This window comes from Spirosoma sp. 48-14 (genome assembly GCF_001898575.1).
GTDB lineage: Bacteria > Bacteroidota > Bacteroidia > Cytophagales > Spirosomataceae > Spirosoma.
Genome location: NZ_MKUD01000018.1, coordinates 26,324 through 45,734, shown reverse-complemented (window position 1 = coordinate 45,734; position 19,411 = coordinate 26,324). Strand labels below are relative to the sequence as shown.

Genomic DNA, 19,411 nt, shown 5'->3' with positions numbered 1-19,411 from the left:
AATTGCCCCTTGTTATTTCAGTACTGTATCTGCCGTAATGAAAAGCCCGCTTCTTGTAAAAAGAGCGGGCTTGTTTTTGCTATATGAAGATTAAATGATTCGATTGTCAGGCCGTTTTGACCAGGTCTACCAGGGTCTCAATCCAGATCGGACTATCGTTCAGGCTCTCAACCAATTGCCAGTGCTGCCCCCCTGATTGTTCAAACAACTCTTTGTACTCAACGCCTACCTCAATGGTTGTTTCCAGGCAATCGGCTACAAAAGCGGGCGAGAAAGCCAGCACACTTTTGATTCCTTTACCGGGTAGTCCTTTAATGATGTCGTCGGTATAAGGCTGTATCCAGGGATCTTTCCCCAGCCTCGACTGAAAGCTGGTTGTATACCGGCCTTCAGGAATACCGAGAGCCTTTACAATCAGTCGAGTTGTTTCGAAGCATTGGGCCCGATAACAGTGCTGATTAAGGGCGTGAAGGGTATTGCAGCATTCGCCTAACTGACAAATTCGCTTCGTAATATCACCTTTATAAATCTGGCGTTCGGGCAGGCCGTGATAACTGAACAGAAAATAATCGTAATCGTAAGCTTCCATGTATTTCCGGGCGATCTGCGCGAAGCCTTCAATAAATTTTGGGTGCTCCAGGAATCGGTTGACGAACCGAATCGCTGGAATCACTTCCCAACGCTTCACTAAATCCATGACCAGTTCATAGATCGAACCCGTTGTTGCTGAAGCGTATTGAGGGAAAAACGGAATAACGATAAGTTCGGAAAGTCCCAGTTGCTGAAACTCCTTTAAACCCGCTTCAATGCTGGGATTCTGGTAACGCATGGCCAGCTTCACAACATACTCAGTGCCCAGTTCTTTCTGAAGTTCCCGCTCAACGATCTGACCATAATATTTTAGGGGCGATCCCGATTCAGTCCAGAGTTCTTTATACACTTTGGCCGACTTCGGTGCTCGAAATGGTGCGATAATGCCATTGACCAGCATAAATCGGGAGGCAAACGGAATGTCGATAACACGACCATCCATCAGAAACTCGCGTAAGTATTTACGGACATCGGGTACAGAAGGGCTGTCGGGTGTGCCCAGATTAACCAGCAAAACACCCGTTTTACCCACAGATTTTCGGATTAGAGCAGGAGAAGAGTCAACAGAAAGGTTCATGCAAAGGCTAACAGAAATTTGAAGCGGTAAGTTTACACTATTCAGCGCTTGCTGAAGTGGCTATGAAGCAGAGCAATGTAAACCAGAAAGGCAAAGTTACTTCGCTTCGTGATATCGACTTAAATCGGTACGGGTGAAATCGCTGAATACTTCACCGGGTAAACCTGTAAACACCATAATATCGGAAATGTCATGACTGCCCCGTTCGCTGGCCAGCAGAATGTCGCCATGTTGCTGATAATCATCCCAGGGTACTACAAAAAGAGGTTGCTTGTCAGTTAGTTTGGCATATTGTGCCCACTGACTTACCAGCCGGGATTTTTTATCAATCCATATTTTATGGCGTATACCAGGAGATAGGTTATTCGTTTTATAGGTAAGCTGTAAAATATCGGCGGGTTTACCCGTTTGTGTGGATTCAGTACCCAGGTATTTAAGCGTAGCTCCCGCATCTTTGAGCTTATAGGGCATGACTAGCCAATAGGAGTCATTAAGCCAATGGCGTTTACCCTGCCGAACGTATTTCATCACAGAGTCGGGTTCGGTTAATTCTTCGCCATTTCGATATACGCGGCCCTTCTCACTGTTAATGTTGAGTAAAACCGTTTGGTCGTCGAGTAAATTATCGATTCGGACATTACCGGAATATTTATCCCAAACGAGCTTACGGACTCCATTAAAATTCCAGGCAATCAGTTGGGTATCGTCCCAGGCAGGTCGGCCTCCCATAGCAGCCATGACTTCATCGGCGATTTGAACCGCACGAGCATCGGAGCCCGCCAGATCAAAACCAGGAGCTGGCGGATTGATTGACTTCTGCGATTGTGCCAAAGCCATAAAACCGCTAAAGCCGATGAACAGGCAGCAAAGGATATGTGTTTTCATAGGTTAGTTAGTGAGGATGTTACCCGCAAAAATAGAACAAGGACGGTTTCTTTTGGTTTGAGAAGCCTTAGATTTGTTATTTATGTTTGCTATAGGATGTATGTAGGTAGTATGATGATTTTCCTTTACTCATATAGCCTATATCATACATCATACATTGCTTATGACGCTTTCTCAACTTGATTATATTGTTGCTGTTGATACCTACCGACATTTTGCCACGGCCGCCGAGGCCTGCCATGTAACGCAGCCTACCCTGAGTATGCAAATCCAGAAACTGGAAGATGAACTGGGGGTACTGGTGTTCGATCGATCGAAGCAGCCCGTCGTACCAACTGAAACCGGGCAGGCGATTCTGGCACAGGCGCGGGATGTGCTGCGGGCCGCTCGTCGGATTCCCGAAATTGTGAGTGAATCGAAAGATGATATTCGGGGCGATTTTCGGATCGGCATTATTCCCACGCTGGCCCCCTATCTGCTTCCTTACTTTATAGGAAGCTTTATTCAAAAGTACCCGGCTGTATCGGTACAGATACAGGAACTGGTAACGGAACAGATTATCGAACGACTTCGTAATGGACTGATTGACGTGGGGTTAGTAGTTACACCATTGGCTGAGAACGGTATCACCGAAATGCCATTATTTCAGGAGCCTTTCGTGTTGTACGCGGCTGAATCAAATCCGTTACTGGACAGACCGACCATTCGCTCGGAAGATTTACAGACTGACGGCCTTTGGCTATTGACAGAAGGCCATTGTTTTCGAAATCAGGTAATGAATCTGTGTGGTGCTGACCGACAGGCTACAGGTGGAACGCCCCTGAGATACGAAACGGGTTCGCTCGAAACGCTAATTAAGCTGATTGATAAGCAGGGCGGTTTTACGTTACTACCTTATCTGGCTACGCTCGATCTGGAGGCTACCCGTTGTGCTCGGCTAAGGCCGTTCGATTCACCCCAACCCGTTCGTGAAGTCAGTCTGGTAATGCACCGGAGTTTTTTGAAACGAAAGCTGATCAACGCGTTTAAATCTGAAATACTCGATCATCTGCCCGCAACCTTGATGGGATCTGTACAAGTAGGGCAAACCGTTCGCTTGAAATGAACGAGCATTTATCTGATTTTAGTTAAACTTAGCCGTAGAAACCTATTGGCACATAGGTGGTTGTTGAGCAAAACCCGACCCTTTTCTTACCGCTGGTATGACTCCGTGTTTACGTTGGTATGGTATCGCTGTACAGGTAAGACAGTGTCTTTGTATCAACCTGCTTTGCTTTCTGATTTTCGTCGGTAGTTATGTCTATGCACAGGAAACACTGGATACACAGCCTTTGGGCGTGACGTCGGTCTGTGCGGGTGCGTCAATCGAGGTTACCGCATTTCGGACATTTGGCAGCAATACCTTATCCGTTGAACTTTCGCCGGATGGGATTATATACAGCGAAATTCCGGCTTCGCTGGTGTCGGCATCCGGGCGTTATGAAGTGACGTATCGGGCTATTATTCCTACCAGTACAGCTATCGGAACTACCTACCGGGTTCGGGTTGTATCAAAGAATCCACCAGTTACGGGAAATCCCAGCCCAACTATGTTGACCATAAAAGCTCGCCCGGCACCACCAACTGTCGATAGCCTTGTGCTGGATTGTCAGCGCGTGTTGCCAAGTGGTGACCTTATTTCCATTATTTCGACAACGGTAGTTTCGGGGGCTGAAGCCATGCTCTACAATGTAAATCAGGTTTTTATGCGCAAGAGTGACGTGACCAACGATACCGAAGATCTCGCCTTTTATATTCCGAAGCCGTACCTGGGTAGTACCAATTATAGCTATCCAGTCAAGGAAACTGTTTTTTACGTTACCCAATCGGTCAACGAGTGCGAGAGCGAGAAAGTGAAGACACTTTTGCGGATTTTATACAGGCCAACAACGGGACCATTTCCTACGAATGGAAAAGCACATGATATTGAGCCGCCAAACTGGCCACCAACCTATTACGGAACGATTGCCTACTGCCAGAATAGTCAAGCTGATCCACTGAATGTCAATGGGCATATTGCACCCCCGCAGAATTACCAGGTCGTTTATCGACTGTTGCCCGACACAGCTCGAACCACAACCCCACCGATACCAAAGACGAATACGCTGGTTTCCCAAACGTATGAAATGGCGTTGGTGCCCATTGACCCGACCAGGGGATGCGGCAACTACGGATCGTTAAATACGCGCCTGACGGTTTCGATAAAACCATTGGCTACGGCCACACTCGCCGGTAGCCAGACACTATTGGAAGGGCAGCCCGCCAGCCTGTCAGTCGCCTTTACAGGAAATTCCCCCTGGACATTTACCTATCTCGATAGTACGGGTACGCGTTTGGGGAATGGTACGTCGGTTACGACTGATGCCAATCCGTATTTATTTCGGGTAAGCCCCAAACAGACAACGAATTATAAACTAACATCGGTCAGTAATGAGTGTGGTGAGGGAGTCGTAACCAATCGGGTAGTGGTCGTTGACGTCAACCCGTTACTGGCTATAGAAGACAACGCTCTTGACGATGCAATCGAGATCTACCCAATTCCTGTAACAGCCGCCGTAAACGTCCACATCCGGGATTTGCCGCCTACCCAAACAGCCATTCTGGAATTGATCGATCTATCGGGGCATACGCTCAATCGGCAGGAAATTCGACAAGCAGAGGCATCCATTCCACTCGATAGATATTCACCCGGAACGTATATTTTACAGGTACAAGTTGGTGATCGAAAAGCCACCCGCCGAATTATAAAGTTGTGAGCGATGAATTGCCTAACGGTTCTGTTTTTCAATGCGTTGATAGGCGTCTTTAAATGGTTCTCCGTCTGCAATGGAATTGGTCAGCTCCAGTACGTTTCGGTGACCTACCCGGCTAAGCCAGCGGCCTACTTCCTCAGCTGCTGTCTGGTAGGCCAACATGGTATGCATATAATCAGTACCGAAAAAATCACGGGTGGTTTCAAGCTCGGAAAGTTTGAGCATCGGGCGGTGGGGATAGGGTCTTGCAGGAAGACTGTCAGGCGCAGAAAAATCGTTTGCTGGACGATTGGGCCGCTCCCAGACTGACGGATGACTGTATCGATAATCGACCATGAGCGCCAGCCCTTCGTTGAACCATTGCGGAATCTGACGCTTGACCTGCCACCATCCCAACCGGGCAAACAACTCGTCGTGACATAGTTCGTGGGCAATCACATCGACATCGTTTCCATCTGGACCCAGAATCAAATAGGCACTGCCCCAGGGCGTACCGATGCTGCAGCCTGCCCCTTCACCTCCGGCGCAATATTGTTCATAATCGGCCTGCGTAGGGCAGTAAATCAGAATGGCCCGCCCTTGCTGGCTTCCCCAAAAACGTTGTATACGGCTCCGGGCCTGACTCACCTGCTGTCGAAACTTGATCTGCTGGCGTTGGGTAGCGGTCCGACTTATGTACACGTTCGTCATTCCTTTAGCCGCCTGAAAATTGCCAGAATTCTCGATCCAAATGCAGCGGAGAAGCTGTGGATTGAGCAGCAAAAAACCAATCGGCAGTGCCATTAGTAAAAGCACACCATAACGAACGAATGCGTTTCCTGGCATGGACGGTAACGGTTGGCCGGGGCGATCTGAAAAATGTCGTTGTTGGACGTTGTTCAACGATCAGCAGGTTAAACTGGCTTTTTATCGGAAGCGAAGCGGTAAAGATAAGGTGCTTTGTGGGCTCCTCCACTGTATTGTTTATCGAGTCGCTCCAGAATTCCCAGGCTGAGCATCTTCCGCTGAAAACCGGAGCGGTGTAGTTTCTGATCTAATATGGTTTCGTAAAGCCGCTGTAAATCAGCCATTGTGAACGTTTCGGAAAGCAGGTTGAAGCCAATCAGCTTGCGGTCCAGTTCGAGCCGTAAAGTGTCCAGTGCCTTCTGAACAATTTTCTGATGATCCTGCATCAAGGGGGGCAGATTGGCCAGGTCATACCAATCGCAGCGGTCGGCCAGCAAATCGGGTACGGGTATGGCTTTTGTGAAATCGACCAGGGCATAGTATCCAACCGAAACAAAGCGACGGAGCAACCAATGATGATCGGAGTAATTGAGGCCATGTGCCGACATAATGGCCCGAAGAGGAGTAGGGTCGTATCGGTCAAGGTCGCCAAAGGTGTAAAACTGCTCCAGATAGATACCCTGTAGGCTGGTTCGTTCAGCAAGTACCCGTCGGGCTGCATCGTTCAAATTCTCCGTTTCCTGAATGAAACCGCCCGGTAAGGCCAACAGGTTGGTGTTTGTATATTCCAGGAGCAGGATTTTTAGCTGGCCTTCGTGAAACCCAAAGATAACGGTGTCGATAGCCAGGCTTGGTAAAAAGCCGGTACCATCGGTCTGCATTTCTTCGGGATGTAATGGCTCACGCATCATATTTCGTATGGATTCGACTGCCAAAATAGTATCCTGACAGCTCTTGATGTAGGGCAAGTAACAAAAACTTTGGTAGTATCGGCGCAAGTTTTTATTATTGTAACAAATTGTGACAATAATAAAAAGAATCCTTAATTAACTTCAAATGAAAACCTTTTTTGTGCTTTCGCTCCTGACGGCTCAACTGGCGTATCAGGCTGTTGCGCAGTCGACGGCTGGCCCGCAGGTCAAGACGGCAAATGGTATGGTAGAGGGGGTAACCGAAGCCAGCGGTATTCGGGCGTTTAAAGGCGTCCCATTTGCACAACCTCCGGTTGGTGACCTGCGCTGGAAAGAACCCCAGCCTGTTAAGAACTGGCAGGGTGTGCGGAAAGCCGATCATTTTGGACCAAGGGCCATGCAACGCGCTATTTTTGGTGATATGGGTTTCCGGTCGGATGGTATGAGCGAAGACTGTCTGTATCTGAACGTATGGACGCCCGCTAAGTCATCGAACGAAAAACTGCCTGTGCTGGTGTACTTTTATGGAGGAGGCTTCGTCGCTGGGGATGGTTCGGAGGCCCGGTATGATGGAGAAAGCATGGCTAAAAAAGGAATCGTAGCCCTTACGGTAAATTACCGACTGGGTGTTTTCGGTTTTATGGCCCACCCCGAACTGACCAAAGAATCGCCCCACCACGCATCCAGCAACTACGGCTACCTCGATCAGACGGCGGCACTGCGCTGGGTACAGCAAAACATTGCTGCATTCGGTGGCGATCCAAAGAAAGTAACCATTGCGGGTGAGTCGGCTGGTTCGGTATCTGTAAGTGCCCAGATGGTATCTCCGCTGTCGAAAAACCTGATTGCCGGTGCCATTGGCGAAAGTGGCTCGCTGCTCGGTACCTTACCGCCATCGACCTTATCGGCGGCCGAAGAAATGGGTGTAAAATTCGCGACGGGTGCAGGGGCTAACTCACTAGCCGAGTTACGGGCAATGTCGGCAGAGAAACTGCTGGAAGCAACGGCTAAACCTGGTGTCCCCTGGTTTACATCGGCTATCGACGGGTATTTCTTCCCGAAGGCACCAGCCGATCTGTACGCAGCTGGAGAACAGGCTCATGTACCGCTATTGGTAGGCTGGAACTCCGAGGAAATGAACTATCGCGCGCTGTTGGGCCAGGAAAAACCAACGGTTGACAATTACGTGAATGCCGTGAAAAAGCTCTACAAGGAGCAAGCCGACGAGGTATTGAAGGTATATCCTGCCAGCACCGACGAACAGGTGGTACAGGCGGCTACCGATCTGGCTAGTGATCGTTTTATCGGTTACAGCACCTGGCGCTGGTCCGACATTCAGGCTAAAACCGGTGGTGGCAAAGCCGTGTATCGGTACATGTACGCTCGCCCACGTCCGGCCATGACGGCAGCTATGGGTGATGCCGCACCGGGTCTGGCTGGTGGTGTTGTAAAAGGCGGGGATGCTGCGGCTATGAAAATGCCTCCCGCTCGTGGAGCCGTTCACTCGGCTGAAATCGAGTATGCAATGGGCAATCTGGCCAGCAACAAAGTGTATGCCTGGACACCCGACGATTACAAGGTGTCGGAAGTGATGCAGAATTACTTTGCCAACTTCATCAAGACCGGCAATCCAAACGGGCCTGGTTTACCAAAATGGGGCTCCGTAACAGGCGATAAAAATGTTCCGGTGATGCATATTGATGTGAATACCCAGGGCGAAATCGAGAAAAATCGGGCTCGCTATGTGCTACTGGATCAACTGAGCACAAAGCAATAGAACGAAAGATACGGTAAACAGAACGCCCCGAAAACACCAGGTTTTCGGGGCGTTCTGTTTATTGTAGAACACACTATCTTCTATCGGCGTATAATCATCTCGGCCACTTCCCGGCCCGTCTGCATGGCGGCATTGATGGATGGGTAGGCTGTCTGATCGCCACACTGATACACACAGTCAGTCAGTTGAAGGGGTTGGCGAAGGGCGCTCTCTCCGGCCTGTTCTGGATTATAGGTCGGCAAAGCGTGAGGAATTGTATAGGTTTGTAGATGATTCCATTGTTGGACCTCATTGCCAAACCAACTACCTAATTCCTGCTGAATCTGATCGGCTAAGGTAACCGGGTCCGCGTTGGTTACGCCTTGTGTGCTTACTGAAATAAGACTTTGCCCATCAGGCGCATACGTAGGGGCGACATCACTCATAACAGCAATATGATGCACTACTGATTTACGTTGGGTATTCAGTATCAGAAGTTTTTGGCCTTTTGCCGGAGCTGGCGATTTAGGTGCTGAAAAATAGGTACAGATCGTCTGATTGAAACCCGGCTGGATAGGATGACTGTTCTCTCTGTCCGACTGGTTGCGTAGCACTGCCGCCTGAGCGCCATCGACAGCCAGTACAATGGCTTTAGCTGTCAGCGTTTTGCCATTGGCTAACCGCACGGTATTCCCGTCAACCTGATCAACGGCCGTATTCAGCCAGATTTGTCCGGGAAGCAGCCGTTCGGCGAGTTGGGCTGTGATGGCCCCCATACCTTTGGCTGGAACGGCAGCTTCGCCTTTGAAAAACATATGGAAACAGAACTCGAAAAAATTGCTTGAGGTCGAAAGGGCGTCTTCTAGGAACACTCCACCAAAAAATGGCCGAAAAAACCGTTCGATGATCTGATCCGAAAAACCAAACTCCTGCAAAAACGCCTGGGTCGTGCTGGGTTTCTGTTGGAATACCTCATCCGTCGATACCCCTTGTGTCCGACGCATCAGTTCGGCAATACGCACTTTATCGCCCATTGTGCCGACAGACGAAGCCAGCGTTTGAAATACAGCCGTTGGCTCCTGTAGCGGATTGATCAGCGTGAGCCACTGCCCCTGATCCTGAATAAGGGCCCCCGAACGAAACGGCTGAAGATTGAGCGCTGAATAATTGAGCAATCGTTGCGCTTCAGGATAAGCGGTTAACAGTATCTGAAATCCTCTGTCCAGTTGAAACCCATCGACCCTATCGGTGCGAATGCGTCCGCCAACCCCATCACTGGCCTCCAGTACGAGTGCATGGATACCGGCCTGTTTTAAATAAACCGCACAGGTCAGTCCCGCAATACCGGCACCAATAATTAGAACAGGCGATTCAGTATCTGACGAATCAATTGACATAGTAGAATCGTATTTAGTGCTAAAATAACGGTCAAAGTTAATGGGCTGAGCATACCTAATGGATAATGTATTAGTCAGTTCTGGTACTTTTTTAATAAAAATTGCATATTTCAAATTTAATAAAAAGGTAACATTCTGATAATCAAATACTATTATTTAATGGTTCTTGCTTTTTTTTAGAAAACGTTAATTTTGCGGCAGCTTCTTGGGTTATAACCACATGAATCTATTGGTTGTTGATAATTTCGATTCGTTCACGTATATGCTGGTTGATTACCTCCAACAGGCAGGAGCCGCATGTCGCGTTGTACGAAACAACGAATCGTGGGAGCGGTTGACGGAAGGTTCGGTTGATGCAGTCGTGCTATCGCCCGGACCGGGGTCGCCCTATCAGTCGGGTTCGTTGATGAATATTATTCATTATTATCACCGGCGTGTGCCTATGTTAGGGGTTTGTTTAGGTCATCAGGCCATCGGTCAGTACTTTGGTGCTGAGCTAATACCTGGCCAACGACCGATGCATGGTAAGGTATCGACGATTCGAACGATCACGGAGGATGTGCTTTGGCAAGATTTACCCGAAACGTTTGATGTGACTCGGTATCACTCACTCGTCTTAACCAATATGCCGGATGCCCTGATTACAACTGCTATTACCGACCAGGATGAGGTTATGGCGATGCGACATGATGAGTTACCCATTTGGGGAATCCAGTTTCACCCCGAAGCGGCTCTGACCCAGTATGGTTTACAACTTATCAAAAACTGGACCGACTATATAACAGTTAACCATAGAAAAACAGATTTTATCACACCCCTAACCAGCCAGTACAATGAGCTACACTATTAAAGAAGAAGCCGGTTTTCGATATGTTGATGAAGGAGAGGGCGACGTATTGCTGCTGTTGCACGGCCTGTTTGGTGCTCTTAGTAACTGGGACAGTGTAATTACTACTTTTTCGGGACGTTATCGCATCGTTATTCCTTTGCTGCCTATTTACGAGATGCCGCTTCGTCAGGCTAGTTTAGAAGGGCTGGTTACTTTTATCGAAAAGTTCGTAGCACAGAAAGATCTCCACAATATGACGCTGTTGGGGAATTCGTTAGGAGGTCACCTGGCTATTTTATATGCCTTTAAAAACCCTGATCAGGTCCGTGGACTGGTGCTGACGGGCAGTTCGGGGCTGTTCGAGAATGGAATGGGTGGCTCGTTCCCGAAGCGGGGTAGTTACGATTACATTGCCGAACGGGTTGCCTATACGTTCTACGACCCCAAAGTGGCATCGAAAGAGTTGATCGATGAGGTCTTCGAAATTACGAGCAGTATTCCCAAGTGTATGAGCATTGTGGCCATTGCCAAATCGGCGCAGCGGAACAATGTAGGCAAAGATTTACACAAAATTCAGGTGCCAACGTTATTGGTATGGGGGCTGAATGATACCATAACACCAGCGGAGGTCGGTCATGAATTTAACCGACTGATTGAGCATTCTGAATTGTACTTTATTGACAAGTGCTGCCATGCACCCATGATGGAGTGCCCCGACCGATTTAACGAATTGCTGGATAGCTGGCTTACCCGGCACTTTGTTGGTGAATTGGTCGAATAAGTACCTGGTTGGTTTACAAAAAAGAGGTGATTGCCTAATTAACGGTTACCCCAATCGATCAGAATTTGAACTATGGAAGTTTTTCTGTAGTTTTCTGGCAACAGTTTTCTGTTAAAAACACTACACGCAACGTATATGCTGGCTGCCGAACTATTAGACCCAATGCTTCCGGCCCTGAAACCGACCGATTCGGTTGCGCAGGCGTTGGACTGGATGCAGGAACATCGCGTCGGGCAACTTGCTCTAACCAGTGAGGGGGAGTACCGAGGCATCGTAAGTGAAGAATTACTATTGGATGCTGGCGACGACGAACAACCCGTGGGGTCAGTTATGCGGCTGTTTGAGCAGATGTATGTGCTCGAAGATCAGCATTTGTTCGAAATTCTGGGTCTGGTGCTTCAACATCAGATGGAAATTATTGCCGTTCTGAACGAAGGGCGGGAATTTATCGGTACAATCTCGGTCAATGAATTACTGAAGCAATTTGCGCAGGAATTAGGGGTACAGGATGTGGGGGCTATATTGATCCTGAATCTTAATGAACGGGATTATTCCATGTCGGAAATAAGTCGCCTGATTGAATCCAATAATGTAAAGATTATCAGCAGCTATTTTTCGAGTGCAGCGTATGGTATGCCCGATCGCTCTCGGTTAACCATGAAACTGAATCGGCGTGACATAGCCCCCGTTATTTCGACGCTCGAACGCTTTGGCTATCACATCGAAGCTGCCTTTGCCAACGCTCCGGTTGAAAGCATCGATCAGGAGCGTCTCGATTCGTTGCTTCGTTATTTAAATACATAAATTAGCGTAGGGCGAGGGGAAAAGGGCATAAAACAAGAATGTTGCCCAAGGCCTCCTGCCCCTCGCCCTCCACCTTTTTTATGAAAATCGCCATTCACGGGCGCAACTTTCCCGAATCAGCTCGGCCCTATATCCAGTCCATGTTTGAGGAACTGGCCCGGCGTCAGGCTGAAGTAATCATTTCACGAGGCTATCGTGAATTTCTGGATAATGCGGGTGTTGCCCACTACAGCCAGGAAACCTATACCGTTGAAGAAGGTGGTGTACTCGATGCCGATTTCATCTTTAGCCTGGGTGGTGATGGGACATTGCTGGATGCTGTCACCCATGTAGGAGCCCGGCAAATACCTATTGTCGGGATCAACATTGGCCGATTGGGATTTCTGGCTACGGTAGCTCCAGCCTCGGTACGATTGATGATCGATGCCCTGTTTAATGAGCAATATAGCATCGACGAACGGACACTGGTGAGTGTGCGGTCCAGTCAGGATATATTCGGGAACTTGCCCTTTGGCCTGAATGATTTTACGATTACCCGTACCCAAACATCATCGATGATTACGGTACATACTTACCTGGATGGTGAATTCCTGAATTCGTATTGGGCCGATGGGTTGATTGTATCGACGCCATCGGGATCAACAGGCTACTCATTGAGTTGCGGAGGGCCTGTTTTGCTGCCTCATACGGATAGCCTTATTATCACGCCCATTAGCCCCCACAATCTGAACGTTCGGCCCATGATTGTGATGGATTCCTGTCAGTTAGCTTTTGAGGTCGAAAGCCGGAGTGGAAACTTCCTGGCTGCGCTGGACTCGCGTTCGTTTACGGTAGAAACTTCAGTTCGGATTAGTCTTCAGAAGGAAGCATTCAAGGCCAGACTCGTCAAACTGAAGGATGATAATTTCCTGAATACCCTTCGAAGTAAACTTAACTGGGGCTGGGATATTCGTAACTAACGTACCAAACCGGCGAATGGTGATACACAACAAGTTTTATTTTATTTAGCCGTCTGAATTGCCATTTGTGGCATAATTTTTACGGTAGAATGCCAATAAAAGTATCTGGCTGGCCGTTTCCGAAATGGCTGGTTTTTGGGGATCAGCCGAGGTTGATTCATGTATTTTGAAACTTATGATTAACTACAGGCAGTTGGTAACAGGCGTTACGGCAGTGTGTTTGCTGGTAGGCTCTACTACAAAAACTTCGGCTCAGCGACGGCCCAATCCACATTTTGCTCCGTATTCGGCTGTTTCGCTTGGTGCTGGAACGTCTACGTATTTTGGAGAATTGAATCCGTACAGTGTTCCATGGAAATCACTATTTACACTGCCTCGCTGGAACGCTGGTATAGGCTATACGCGCTATTTTACCCCTCGTTTTGCTGCCCGCGCTATGTTTACATGGGCACGAATGGTGGGAGATGACTATACGTTTAGCAAGAGTAACCCGGAAAAATACGCACTTCAATACGTGCGGAACCTTCACTTTCGGAATGACGTAAAAGAGTTTTCGGTCACGGGTATCTATAATCTGATTCCTGAAGGTCGTAATTCCGATGCAAGGCCAAAGATCGTTCCGTATTTGTTTGCGGGACTGGCATTGGTAGCCCATAGCCCTGAAGCTGTGACACCAACAGCAAGCTATAGTTCAAGCCAGCAGTATACACCGGGCACGTGGGTTAAACTTCAGCCGTTACATACCGAAGGGCAAGGCCAACCTGGCTACCAGAAGCCTTATTCTCTGGTAACCGCAGCCATTCCGGTCGGGTTTGGGGCTCGGTTTAAACTCAATGAAAGCTTTAACATTGGTGCAGAGATCAGCTACCGAATGACATTTACCAACTATCTGGACGATGTAGGTGATGGATACGCTAATCCTGATGCTTTACAGGGGCTGGCCTCTATTATGGCCGACCGACGAAATGAACCAGATGCGGCTCGGGTCAATGAATCGCGTGACCCGGCTCTACAACAACTTCGCCAGACCAATCCTGAGCTTTTCTCAACTTCGGCCCGTGGGGGAGGAGCTAAGAAAATTCCCAGAGATGGCTACGTGCTGACGCATTTCTCCATACAATATGTCATTCCGGGTAAAATCAAGTGCCCACCGGTTAAATAGATTTATGCTCCGATATGCCATCAATACGGCCCGACTGATACTAGTCGGGCTTTTTATCAGTCTTACTGCACAGGCTCAGAAGTTCGAAATAGGCGGAAGCCTGGGGGGGATGCTCTGTAAAAGTGACGTAACTCCTGCTTTAAATCCACGATTTTTCAGCCCGGCCATAGGCGGCTTTTTACGGTATAATGTAAGCCGATCGTTTTCGATGCGGTTTGGTGGGGCTATCGGAAAGCTTCGGGGAGAAGATCGATACAGTAATAATTCATTTCAACAGGCGCGTAATTTTTCGTTTAATACGAACATAAACGAATTGTTTCTGGATGTAGAATATAATTTTCTCAACTATAAACCCGCACCTAAGGCAAAAAACTGGACTCCCTATGTGTTCGGTGGAATCGGTGTGTGTAAATTTAACAACGACGTTATTCGTGTAGGAGGAGTAATGACCTATCCATTGGGGGTTGGGGTTAAATATGAAATTAGACGGCCCTGGAGTGTCGGCCTGGAATTTGGAACGCGATTTACCCGGAATGATTACCTGGATGGATTGGGGGACTTAACGTTTGGAAAGGCATTAACAAAAACAACGCAGGGTAATCCGTCCTTGACCGATAGCTACTCGTATGCAGCCATAACGGTTAGCTATACATTTTATAAAATTGTTTGTCCGTAATGCCCTATTGATTTTTTTCTGCACTCAATGGTGGGGCGGTAGTTTGTCACAAAATACATTCTGATAGTTTCTTCTGATCGGCTTCTGGCACGAATGTGTGGAAATGAATAGTAAAGCTTCATTTCCAATGCCTTTACGTGTGTATGAAAGATTTGAAGAAACGACTTCGCCAGGGAGAAACACTGAACGGATGTTGGTTGAATCTGGGTAGTTCTCTGACTGCGGAGATAGTCGGACAGGCAGGCTTCGACTGGGTACTGATCGATCTGGAACACGGCGCTGGCTCTGAAAAAGATGTACTTTATCAGCTTCAGGCACTTGAGCATACATCGGCAGGAGCTATTGTACGTGTCGAAAGCGCCGAAAGTCAACGTATTCATCGGGTGCTGGACATGGGGGCCGAAGGGATTATGTGTCCCAAAATAGGCAATCCAGACGATGCCCGAAAAGTTGTAAGCGGCTTGCACTATCCACCTTTCGGGAGCCGGGGAGTAGCCAAAATGGTTCGGGCGACGGGATTCGCACAACAATTTGACCAGTACTACCAGCAGGCGCGGGAAACCATTCTGGGCGTCGTTCAGATCGAAACCGTTGAAGTACTGAATCACCTTGACGAAGTAGCTGCTATCGACGGTGTCGATGTATTGTTTATTGGCCCGGCTGATCTGTCGATGGAGTTAGGTATCTTCGGTCAGTTCAATCATCCTCGTTTTACGGAAGCTGTCAAAGCTACGGTCGATGCCGCCCAAAAAGCGGGTAAAGCCACCGGTATTCTCTTCTTTAATCCCGACGACTACCAACGCTATCATGACTTAGGTATCCGACTGATTGCTTGCGGAGCCGATGCTACGTTTGTGGCCGATGGTGCCCGGAATCTGGCTAAAAAGCTGGATTCGTTTCGGTCGATTTACAAATAGTTTACAGAAAGCTGTAAACCCAACCATTCCTAAACACTTCCTGAATGACAGACCCTTTATTGATCTTAGCTGTTGGTGTTGTAATCGTGGTTGGTGGAATCATCGGCCTGAAACTGCATCCTTTTCTAGCCTTGTTATTAGGGGCTTTTGTCGTTGCCCTGATGACCCCAGCGTCGGCTATTGAACAGTTTGCCATTGCCAAGGGGACCGCTCCGGCTGCTGCTGCGGCCCTGGCCAAAAAGAATATTGGCGAACGTATAGCCACTGAGTTCGGAGTTACCTGTGGTAAAATCGGTATCCTGATTGCCATGGCTGCTATTATTGGTAAATGCATGCTCGAAAGCGGAGCCGCCGAACGAATTATTCGGTCAATGCTGCGAATCACAGGTGTTGAACGCGCACCTATTGCCTTTCTGATTAGTAGTTTCTTTATCGGTATCCCTGTTTTTTTTGATACAGTTATCTTTCTGATGATGCCACTGGCTAAGGCCATGACTTTGCGAATTGGTAAAAACTATCTGCTGCTGGTGCTTTGTATCATGGCCGGAGCAGCGATGGCCAATTCGTTGGTGCCGCCAGCACCGGGTCCATTGTTTCTGGTCGGCGAAATGCACATTCCAATTGGCATGATGATGATTGGTGGGACAATCGTTGGCCTGATGACCATCACGAGCGGCTACTTCTTTGCTCTCTGGGCAAATAAAAAATGGCCCACTCCGCTGCGTGATGCGATGGATGCCCGGCTGGAGGACATTAAGGCCATCGCTGCCAAAGAAGATAAACAACTGCCTGGTCTGGGGGTGTCGTTGCTGCCCGTTCTCATTCCGCTCGTTTTTATCTGTGCCGATACAGCGCTCACGGCCATGGCTACACCGGGAGTTCCATTAACCGATTCACCGTTTCTCCTGAAATTGATAAGCCTGATCAAATTCTTTGGCGATAAAAATATTGCTGTGGTTTCGGGAGGCATTGCAGCCCTGTTGGTACTGGCCCGCCAAAAGAAGGGAAGTAAGGAAGGACTGACTCCCTTTGTTCAGGCAGCGCTGATGAGTGGGGGAGGTATTATCCTGATTACGGCAGCCGGGGGAGCCTTCGGGGGCATGTTGCAGCAAACAGGCATCAGTGCCCGCATTGCAGACATGACGAAAGATTATCAGATGGCGCTGATTCCGATGGCGTTTTTTATTGCGGCTGTTGTCAGAACGGCGCAGGGGTCGGCAACGGTGGCATTAATTACCGCTTCGGGTATCCTGTCGGGGATGGCCAGTAATGCCAGCCTGGGCTTTCATCCACTCTATCTGGGGCTTGCTATCGGGTGTGGCTCCAAACTGGTTCCCTGGATGAACGATGCGGGGTTCTGGATCGTCTGCAAACTTAGCAACCTCTCCGAACAGGAAGCTTTAAAAACAATTTCACCGCTGTTGGTTGTCATGGGTCTGACAGGGCTCGTCGTCATCATGATTGCCGCACAACTGTTTCCGCTAATATAAAGAGCGAAAGAGTGAATGAGCGAAAGAGCGGGAAAGGGCTTTCGTTGATAGTTCGCTCTTTCGCTCATTCACTCTTTCGCTCTTTCACTCTTTGCATATGGAAAAAATAGGATTTATTGGACTGGGCATTATGGGCAAACCGATGGCCCTGAATTTAGTAAAAGCCGGATATCCGGTATCGGTTTTGAGTCAGAGTAAAGCTGCCCCGGATCTGGTGGCCGCTGGGGCACAGACGTATCCAACGAGCAACGCATTGGCTGAGCAGTCCGATGTTATTATCACGATGCTGCCCGATTCGCCCGATGTCGATCAGGTAGTAAATGGACCGGAGGGGGTGCTGGCGGGTATTCAATCGGGCGCTTTGTTTATCGATATGTCGACTATTGCACCGGCTACCGCTCGCGGGATTTATCAATCCATGCAGGCTAAAGGGGTAGAGGCTCTGGATGCGCCCGTTTCGGGTGGACAGGTAGGGGCAGAGTCGGCTTCGCTGTCTATTATGGTGGGTGGTAGTGAAACGGCCTTTAATCGAGCCTTGCCGCTTTTTCAGGCGATGGGCAAAAACATTGTTCATATAGGTGAACCTGGCGCTGGACAAACCACTAAAGCCTGTAATCAGATGATTGTAGGTATTACGATTCAGGCTGTGGCAGAAGCGTTTGCATTGGCGTCGAAAGCCGGTGTTAACCTCGAAAAAATGCGGGAGGTGCTCTTAGGAGGCTTTGCCCAAAGTCGTATTCTTGACTTGCACGGTAAACGTATGATCGACCGGAATTTTAAGCCAGGTTTTAAAGTCAAGCTACATAAAAAAGATATGGGCATCGCTTTGCAAACGGGCGAAGAATTTTCGGTGCCGCTAAAAGGAACGGCGCTAGTCGCCGAACAGATGGAAGCCGCCGTCAATCAGGGCAATGGTGAGCTGGATCATAGTTCGTTGCTGTTGTTGCTTGAAGAATAGAACTACTTTCCCATCCCTTAATCGACCATGAATCGTCAGCATTTTATTCGGGTTATGACCGTAGGAGCGGTGAGCCCGGCAGCATTGGTCTCTAAATCAGCACAGGCTGAGTCGTTACGAAAACCGAAGAAGGTGCTGATGAAGGTGGGCTGTCAATCAGGAGGCACCACGAAGGAGAATCTGGAATTTAAGGCCCGACATGGGGTCTATAACCTGGATGGGGGAGCCCCCAAAACGATTCCGGGTAAAGGGTGGGATCTGGCAGATTCGCTAGCGAAAAAAGAAGCCTGCGAAAAATACGGCATTAGCCTCGACGCTTATCATTTTCCACTCGAATCGTCGGGTATCGAACGCGCTCAATACCCGAATATCATGCTCGGCAAAAGCCCTGAACGAGATCGGGAAATCGAGATTTTGCAACAGATGATTGAAGTGGCCGGTAAAACGGGTATCAAGGTACTGAACTACAATACAACGATCCTGCCTGTATTACGAACGGGTAAAACCCTTGATCCGAAGCGGGGTAATGCGGAGTACAGCACCTGGAATTACGAAGCCGCCCTCAACCGAAACGACCCGAAAACCATAGCGGGAGATGTATCGATTGAACAGATGTTCGAGCGCATCACGTATTTGTTGGATCGGCTTCTGCCCGTTGCGAAAGAGCATAAAGTAAAGCTGGCCAATCACATTGCCGACCCACCTACACCCGCAGGCTATCGGGGCATTACTCGCTGGAATAGCCCGAACGTACTTGAAGGTATCCAGCGGTTTGCCAAATTGTACGATAGCGAATACCACGGCTTTAATTTCTGCATTGGGTCTATTGCCGAAGGCCTGAACGATCCGAAAAATGAGATTATCCCGATCATCAACTGGGTAGGTGAGCGGAATCAGATTTTCAATGTGCATTTGCGGAATATTAAAGGTGGCTGGAACAACTTTCAGGAAGTGTATCCCGATAATGGCGATATGAATTTCCTGCACGTTGTCAGAGCGTTGCGTGATGTTGGATATTCGGGTATGGTCATGCCCGACCATGTGCCTACCCATGCCGATCCGGCCAGTAGTTTACAGGCATTTGCTTTCTGTTATGGCTACATTAAAGGATTGATTCAGACCGTAGCTGATGATGTGTGATTTTTTTCTGACAGGATTGACAGGATGAACAGGATGGATTGAATTAAGGGATGCCATAAT

At 48.6% G+C, this 19,411-nt stretch carries 18 protein-coding genes; 13 read left to right on the top strand and 5 right to left on the bottom strand.

All coding sequences use genetic code 11. The features are described from left to right. Positions 1–106: 106 nt before the first annotated feature. Positions 107–1,168 carry a ferrochelatase gene (gene hemH, locus BGO59_RS11280; protein WP_293683722.1) on the bottom strand — a complete coding sequence of 354 codons (1,062 nt, stop codon included), beginning with the start codon at positions 1,166–1,168 and terminating at the stop codon, positions 107–109. 96 nt (positions 1,169–1,264) lie between these two features. Further along, complete coding sequence (locus BGO59_RS11275; RefSeq protein WP_293683721.1) at positions 1,265–2,053, bottom strand: hypothetical protein; 789 nt, start codon at positions 2,051–2,053, stop codon at positions 1,265–1,267. Positions 2,054–2,216: 163 nt separating this feature from the next. Between BGO59_RS11275 and BGO59_RS11270 the strand changes: the two genes are divergently transcribed. Together BGO59_RS11270 and BGO59_RS11265 are read left to right on the top strand one after the other, a co-directional pair. Further along, positions 2,217–3,158, top strand: a complete 942-nt coding sequence (locus tag BGO59_RS11270) for a hydrogen peroxide-inducible genes activator (protein ID WP_293683720.1) — start codon at positions 2,217–2,219, stop codon at positions 3,156–3,158. Between the two features lie 97 nt (positions 3,159–3,255). Beyond that, a complete protein-coding gene (locus BGO59_RS11265) occupies positions 3,256–4,848 on the top strand; it encodes a T9SS type A sorting domain-containing protein (protein ID WP_293683719.1) in 1,593 nt (530 codons plus the stop codon). A gap of 12 nt (positions 4,849–4,860) precedes the next feature. Here the strand turns inward: BGO59_RS11265 and BGO59_RS11260 are convergent, their stop codons facing one another. Next, a complete protein-coding gene (locus BGO59_RS11260; protein ID WP_293683718.1) occupies positions 4,861–5,670 on the bottom strand; it encodes a hypothetical protein in 810 nt (269 codons plus the stop codon). A gap of 68 nt (positions 5,671–5,738) precedes the next feature. Then, complete coding sequence (locus BGO59_RS11255) at positions 5,739–6,479, bottom strand: NUDIX domain-containing protein (RefSeq protein ID WP_293683795.1); 741 nt, start codon at positions 6,477–6,479, stop codon at positions 5,739–5,741. Between the two features lie 148 nt (positions 6,480–6,627). On the opposite strand from BGO59_RS11255, the gene BGO59_RS11250 reads away from it, so the two are divergent. Further along, positions 6,628–8,259 (top strand): carboxylesterase family protein, encoded by a 1,632-nt coding sequence (locus BGO59_RS11250; protein ID WP_293683717.1) that lies wholly within the window; start codon positions 6,628–6,630, stop codon positions 8,257–8,259. Positions 8,260–8,339: 80 nt separating this feature from the next. Here the strand turns inward: BGO59_RS11250 and BGO59_RS11245 are convergent, their stop codons facing one another. Further along, the gene (locus BGO59_RS11245) at positions 8,340–9,635 is read right to left on the bottom strand and encodes an NAD(P)/FAD-dependent oxidoreductase (RefSeq protein WP_293683716.1); all 1,296 of its coding nucleotides are present in this window, start codon (positions 9,633–9,635) and stop codon (positions 8,340–8,342) included. A 220-nt stretch (positions 9,636–9,855) separates the two neighbouring features. Here BGO59_RS11245 and BGO59_RS11240 point away from each other — a divergent pair, with 220 nt between their 5' ends. The 10 genes from BGO59_RS11240 (at position 9,856) to BGO59_RS11195 (ending at position 19,351) form a co-directional block, all read left to right on the top strand. Then, positions 9,856–10,485: an aminodeoxychorismate/anthranilate synthase component II gene (locus BGO59_RS11240; RefSeq protein ID WP_293683715.1), complete on the top strand. Its 630-nt coding sequence runs from the start codon at positions 9,856–9,858 to the stop codon at positions 10,483–10,485. Further along, complete coding sequence (locus tag BGO59_RS11235) at positions 10,469–11,245, top strand: alpha/beta hydrolase (RefSeq protein ID WP_293683714.1); 777 nt, start codon at positions 10,469–10,471, stop codon at positions 11,243–11,245. The genes BGO59_RS11240 and BGO59_RS11235 overlap by 17 nt, the downstream gene beginning before the upstream one ends. Positions 11,246–11,380: 135 nt before the next feature. Beyond that, positions 11,381–12,049, top strand: coding sequence for a CBS domain-containing protein (locus tag BGO59_RS11230; RefSeq protein ID WP_293683713.1), 669 nt, complete (start codon positions 11,381–11,383; stop codon positions 12,047–12,049). An 80-nt stretch (positions 12,050–12,129) separates the two neighbouring features. Then, positions 12,130–13,008: an NAD kinase gene (locus BGO59_RS11225; protein ID WP_293683794.1), complete on the top strand. Its 879-nt coding sequence runs from the start codon at positions 12,130–12,132 to the stop codon at positions 13,006–13,008. A gap of 175 nt (positions 13,009–13,183) precedes the next feature. After that, positions 13,184–14,170, top strand: a complete 987-nt coding sequence (locus BGO59_RS11220) for a hypothetical protein (protein ID WP_293683712.1) — start codon at positions 13,184–13,186, stop codon at positions 14,168–14,170. A gap of 4 nt (positions 14,171–14,174) precedes the next feature. After that, a complete protein-coding gene (locus tag BGO59_RS11215) occupies positions 14,175–14,846 on the top strand; it encodes a DUF6089 family protein (RefSeq protein ID WP_293683711.1) in 672 nt (223 codons plus the stop codon). 143 nt (positions 14,847–14,989) lie between these two features. After that, positions 14,990–15,763, top strand: a complete 774-nt coding sequence (locus tag BGO59_RS11210; RefSeq protein WP_293683710.1) for an aldolase/citrate lyase family protein — start codon at positions 14,990–14,992, stop codon at positions 15,761–15,763. 44 nt (positions 15,764–15,807) lie between these two features. Further along, positions 15,808–17,253 carry an SLC13 family permease gene (locus BGO59_RS11205; protein ID WP_293683709.1) on the top strand — a complete coding sequence of 482 codons (1,446 nt, stop codon included), beginning with the start codon at positions 15,808–15,810 and terminating at the stop codon, positions 17,251–17,253. Positions 17,254–17,344: 91 nt separating this feature from the next. After that, a complete protein-coding gene (locus tag BGO59_RS11200) occupies positions 17,345–18,211 on the top strand; it encodes a 2-hydroxy-3-oxopropionate reductase (protein WP_293683708.1) in 867 nt (288 codons plus the stop codon). A 27-nt stretch (positions 18,212–18,238) separates the two neighbouring features. Further along, positions 18,239–19,351 (top strand): mannonate dehydratase, encoded by a 1,113-nt coding sequence (locus BGO59_RS11195; RefSeq protein WP_293683707.1) that lies wholly within the window; start codon positions 18,239–18,241, stop codon positions 19,349–19,351. Positions 19,352–19,411 lie beyond the last annotated feature (60 nt).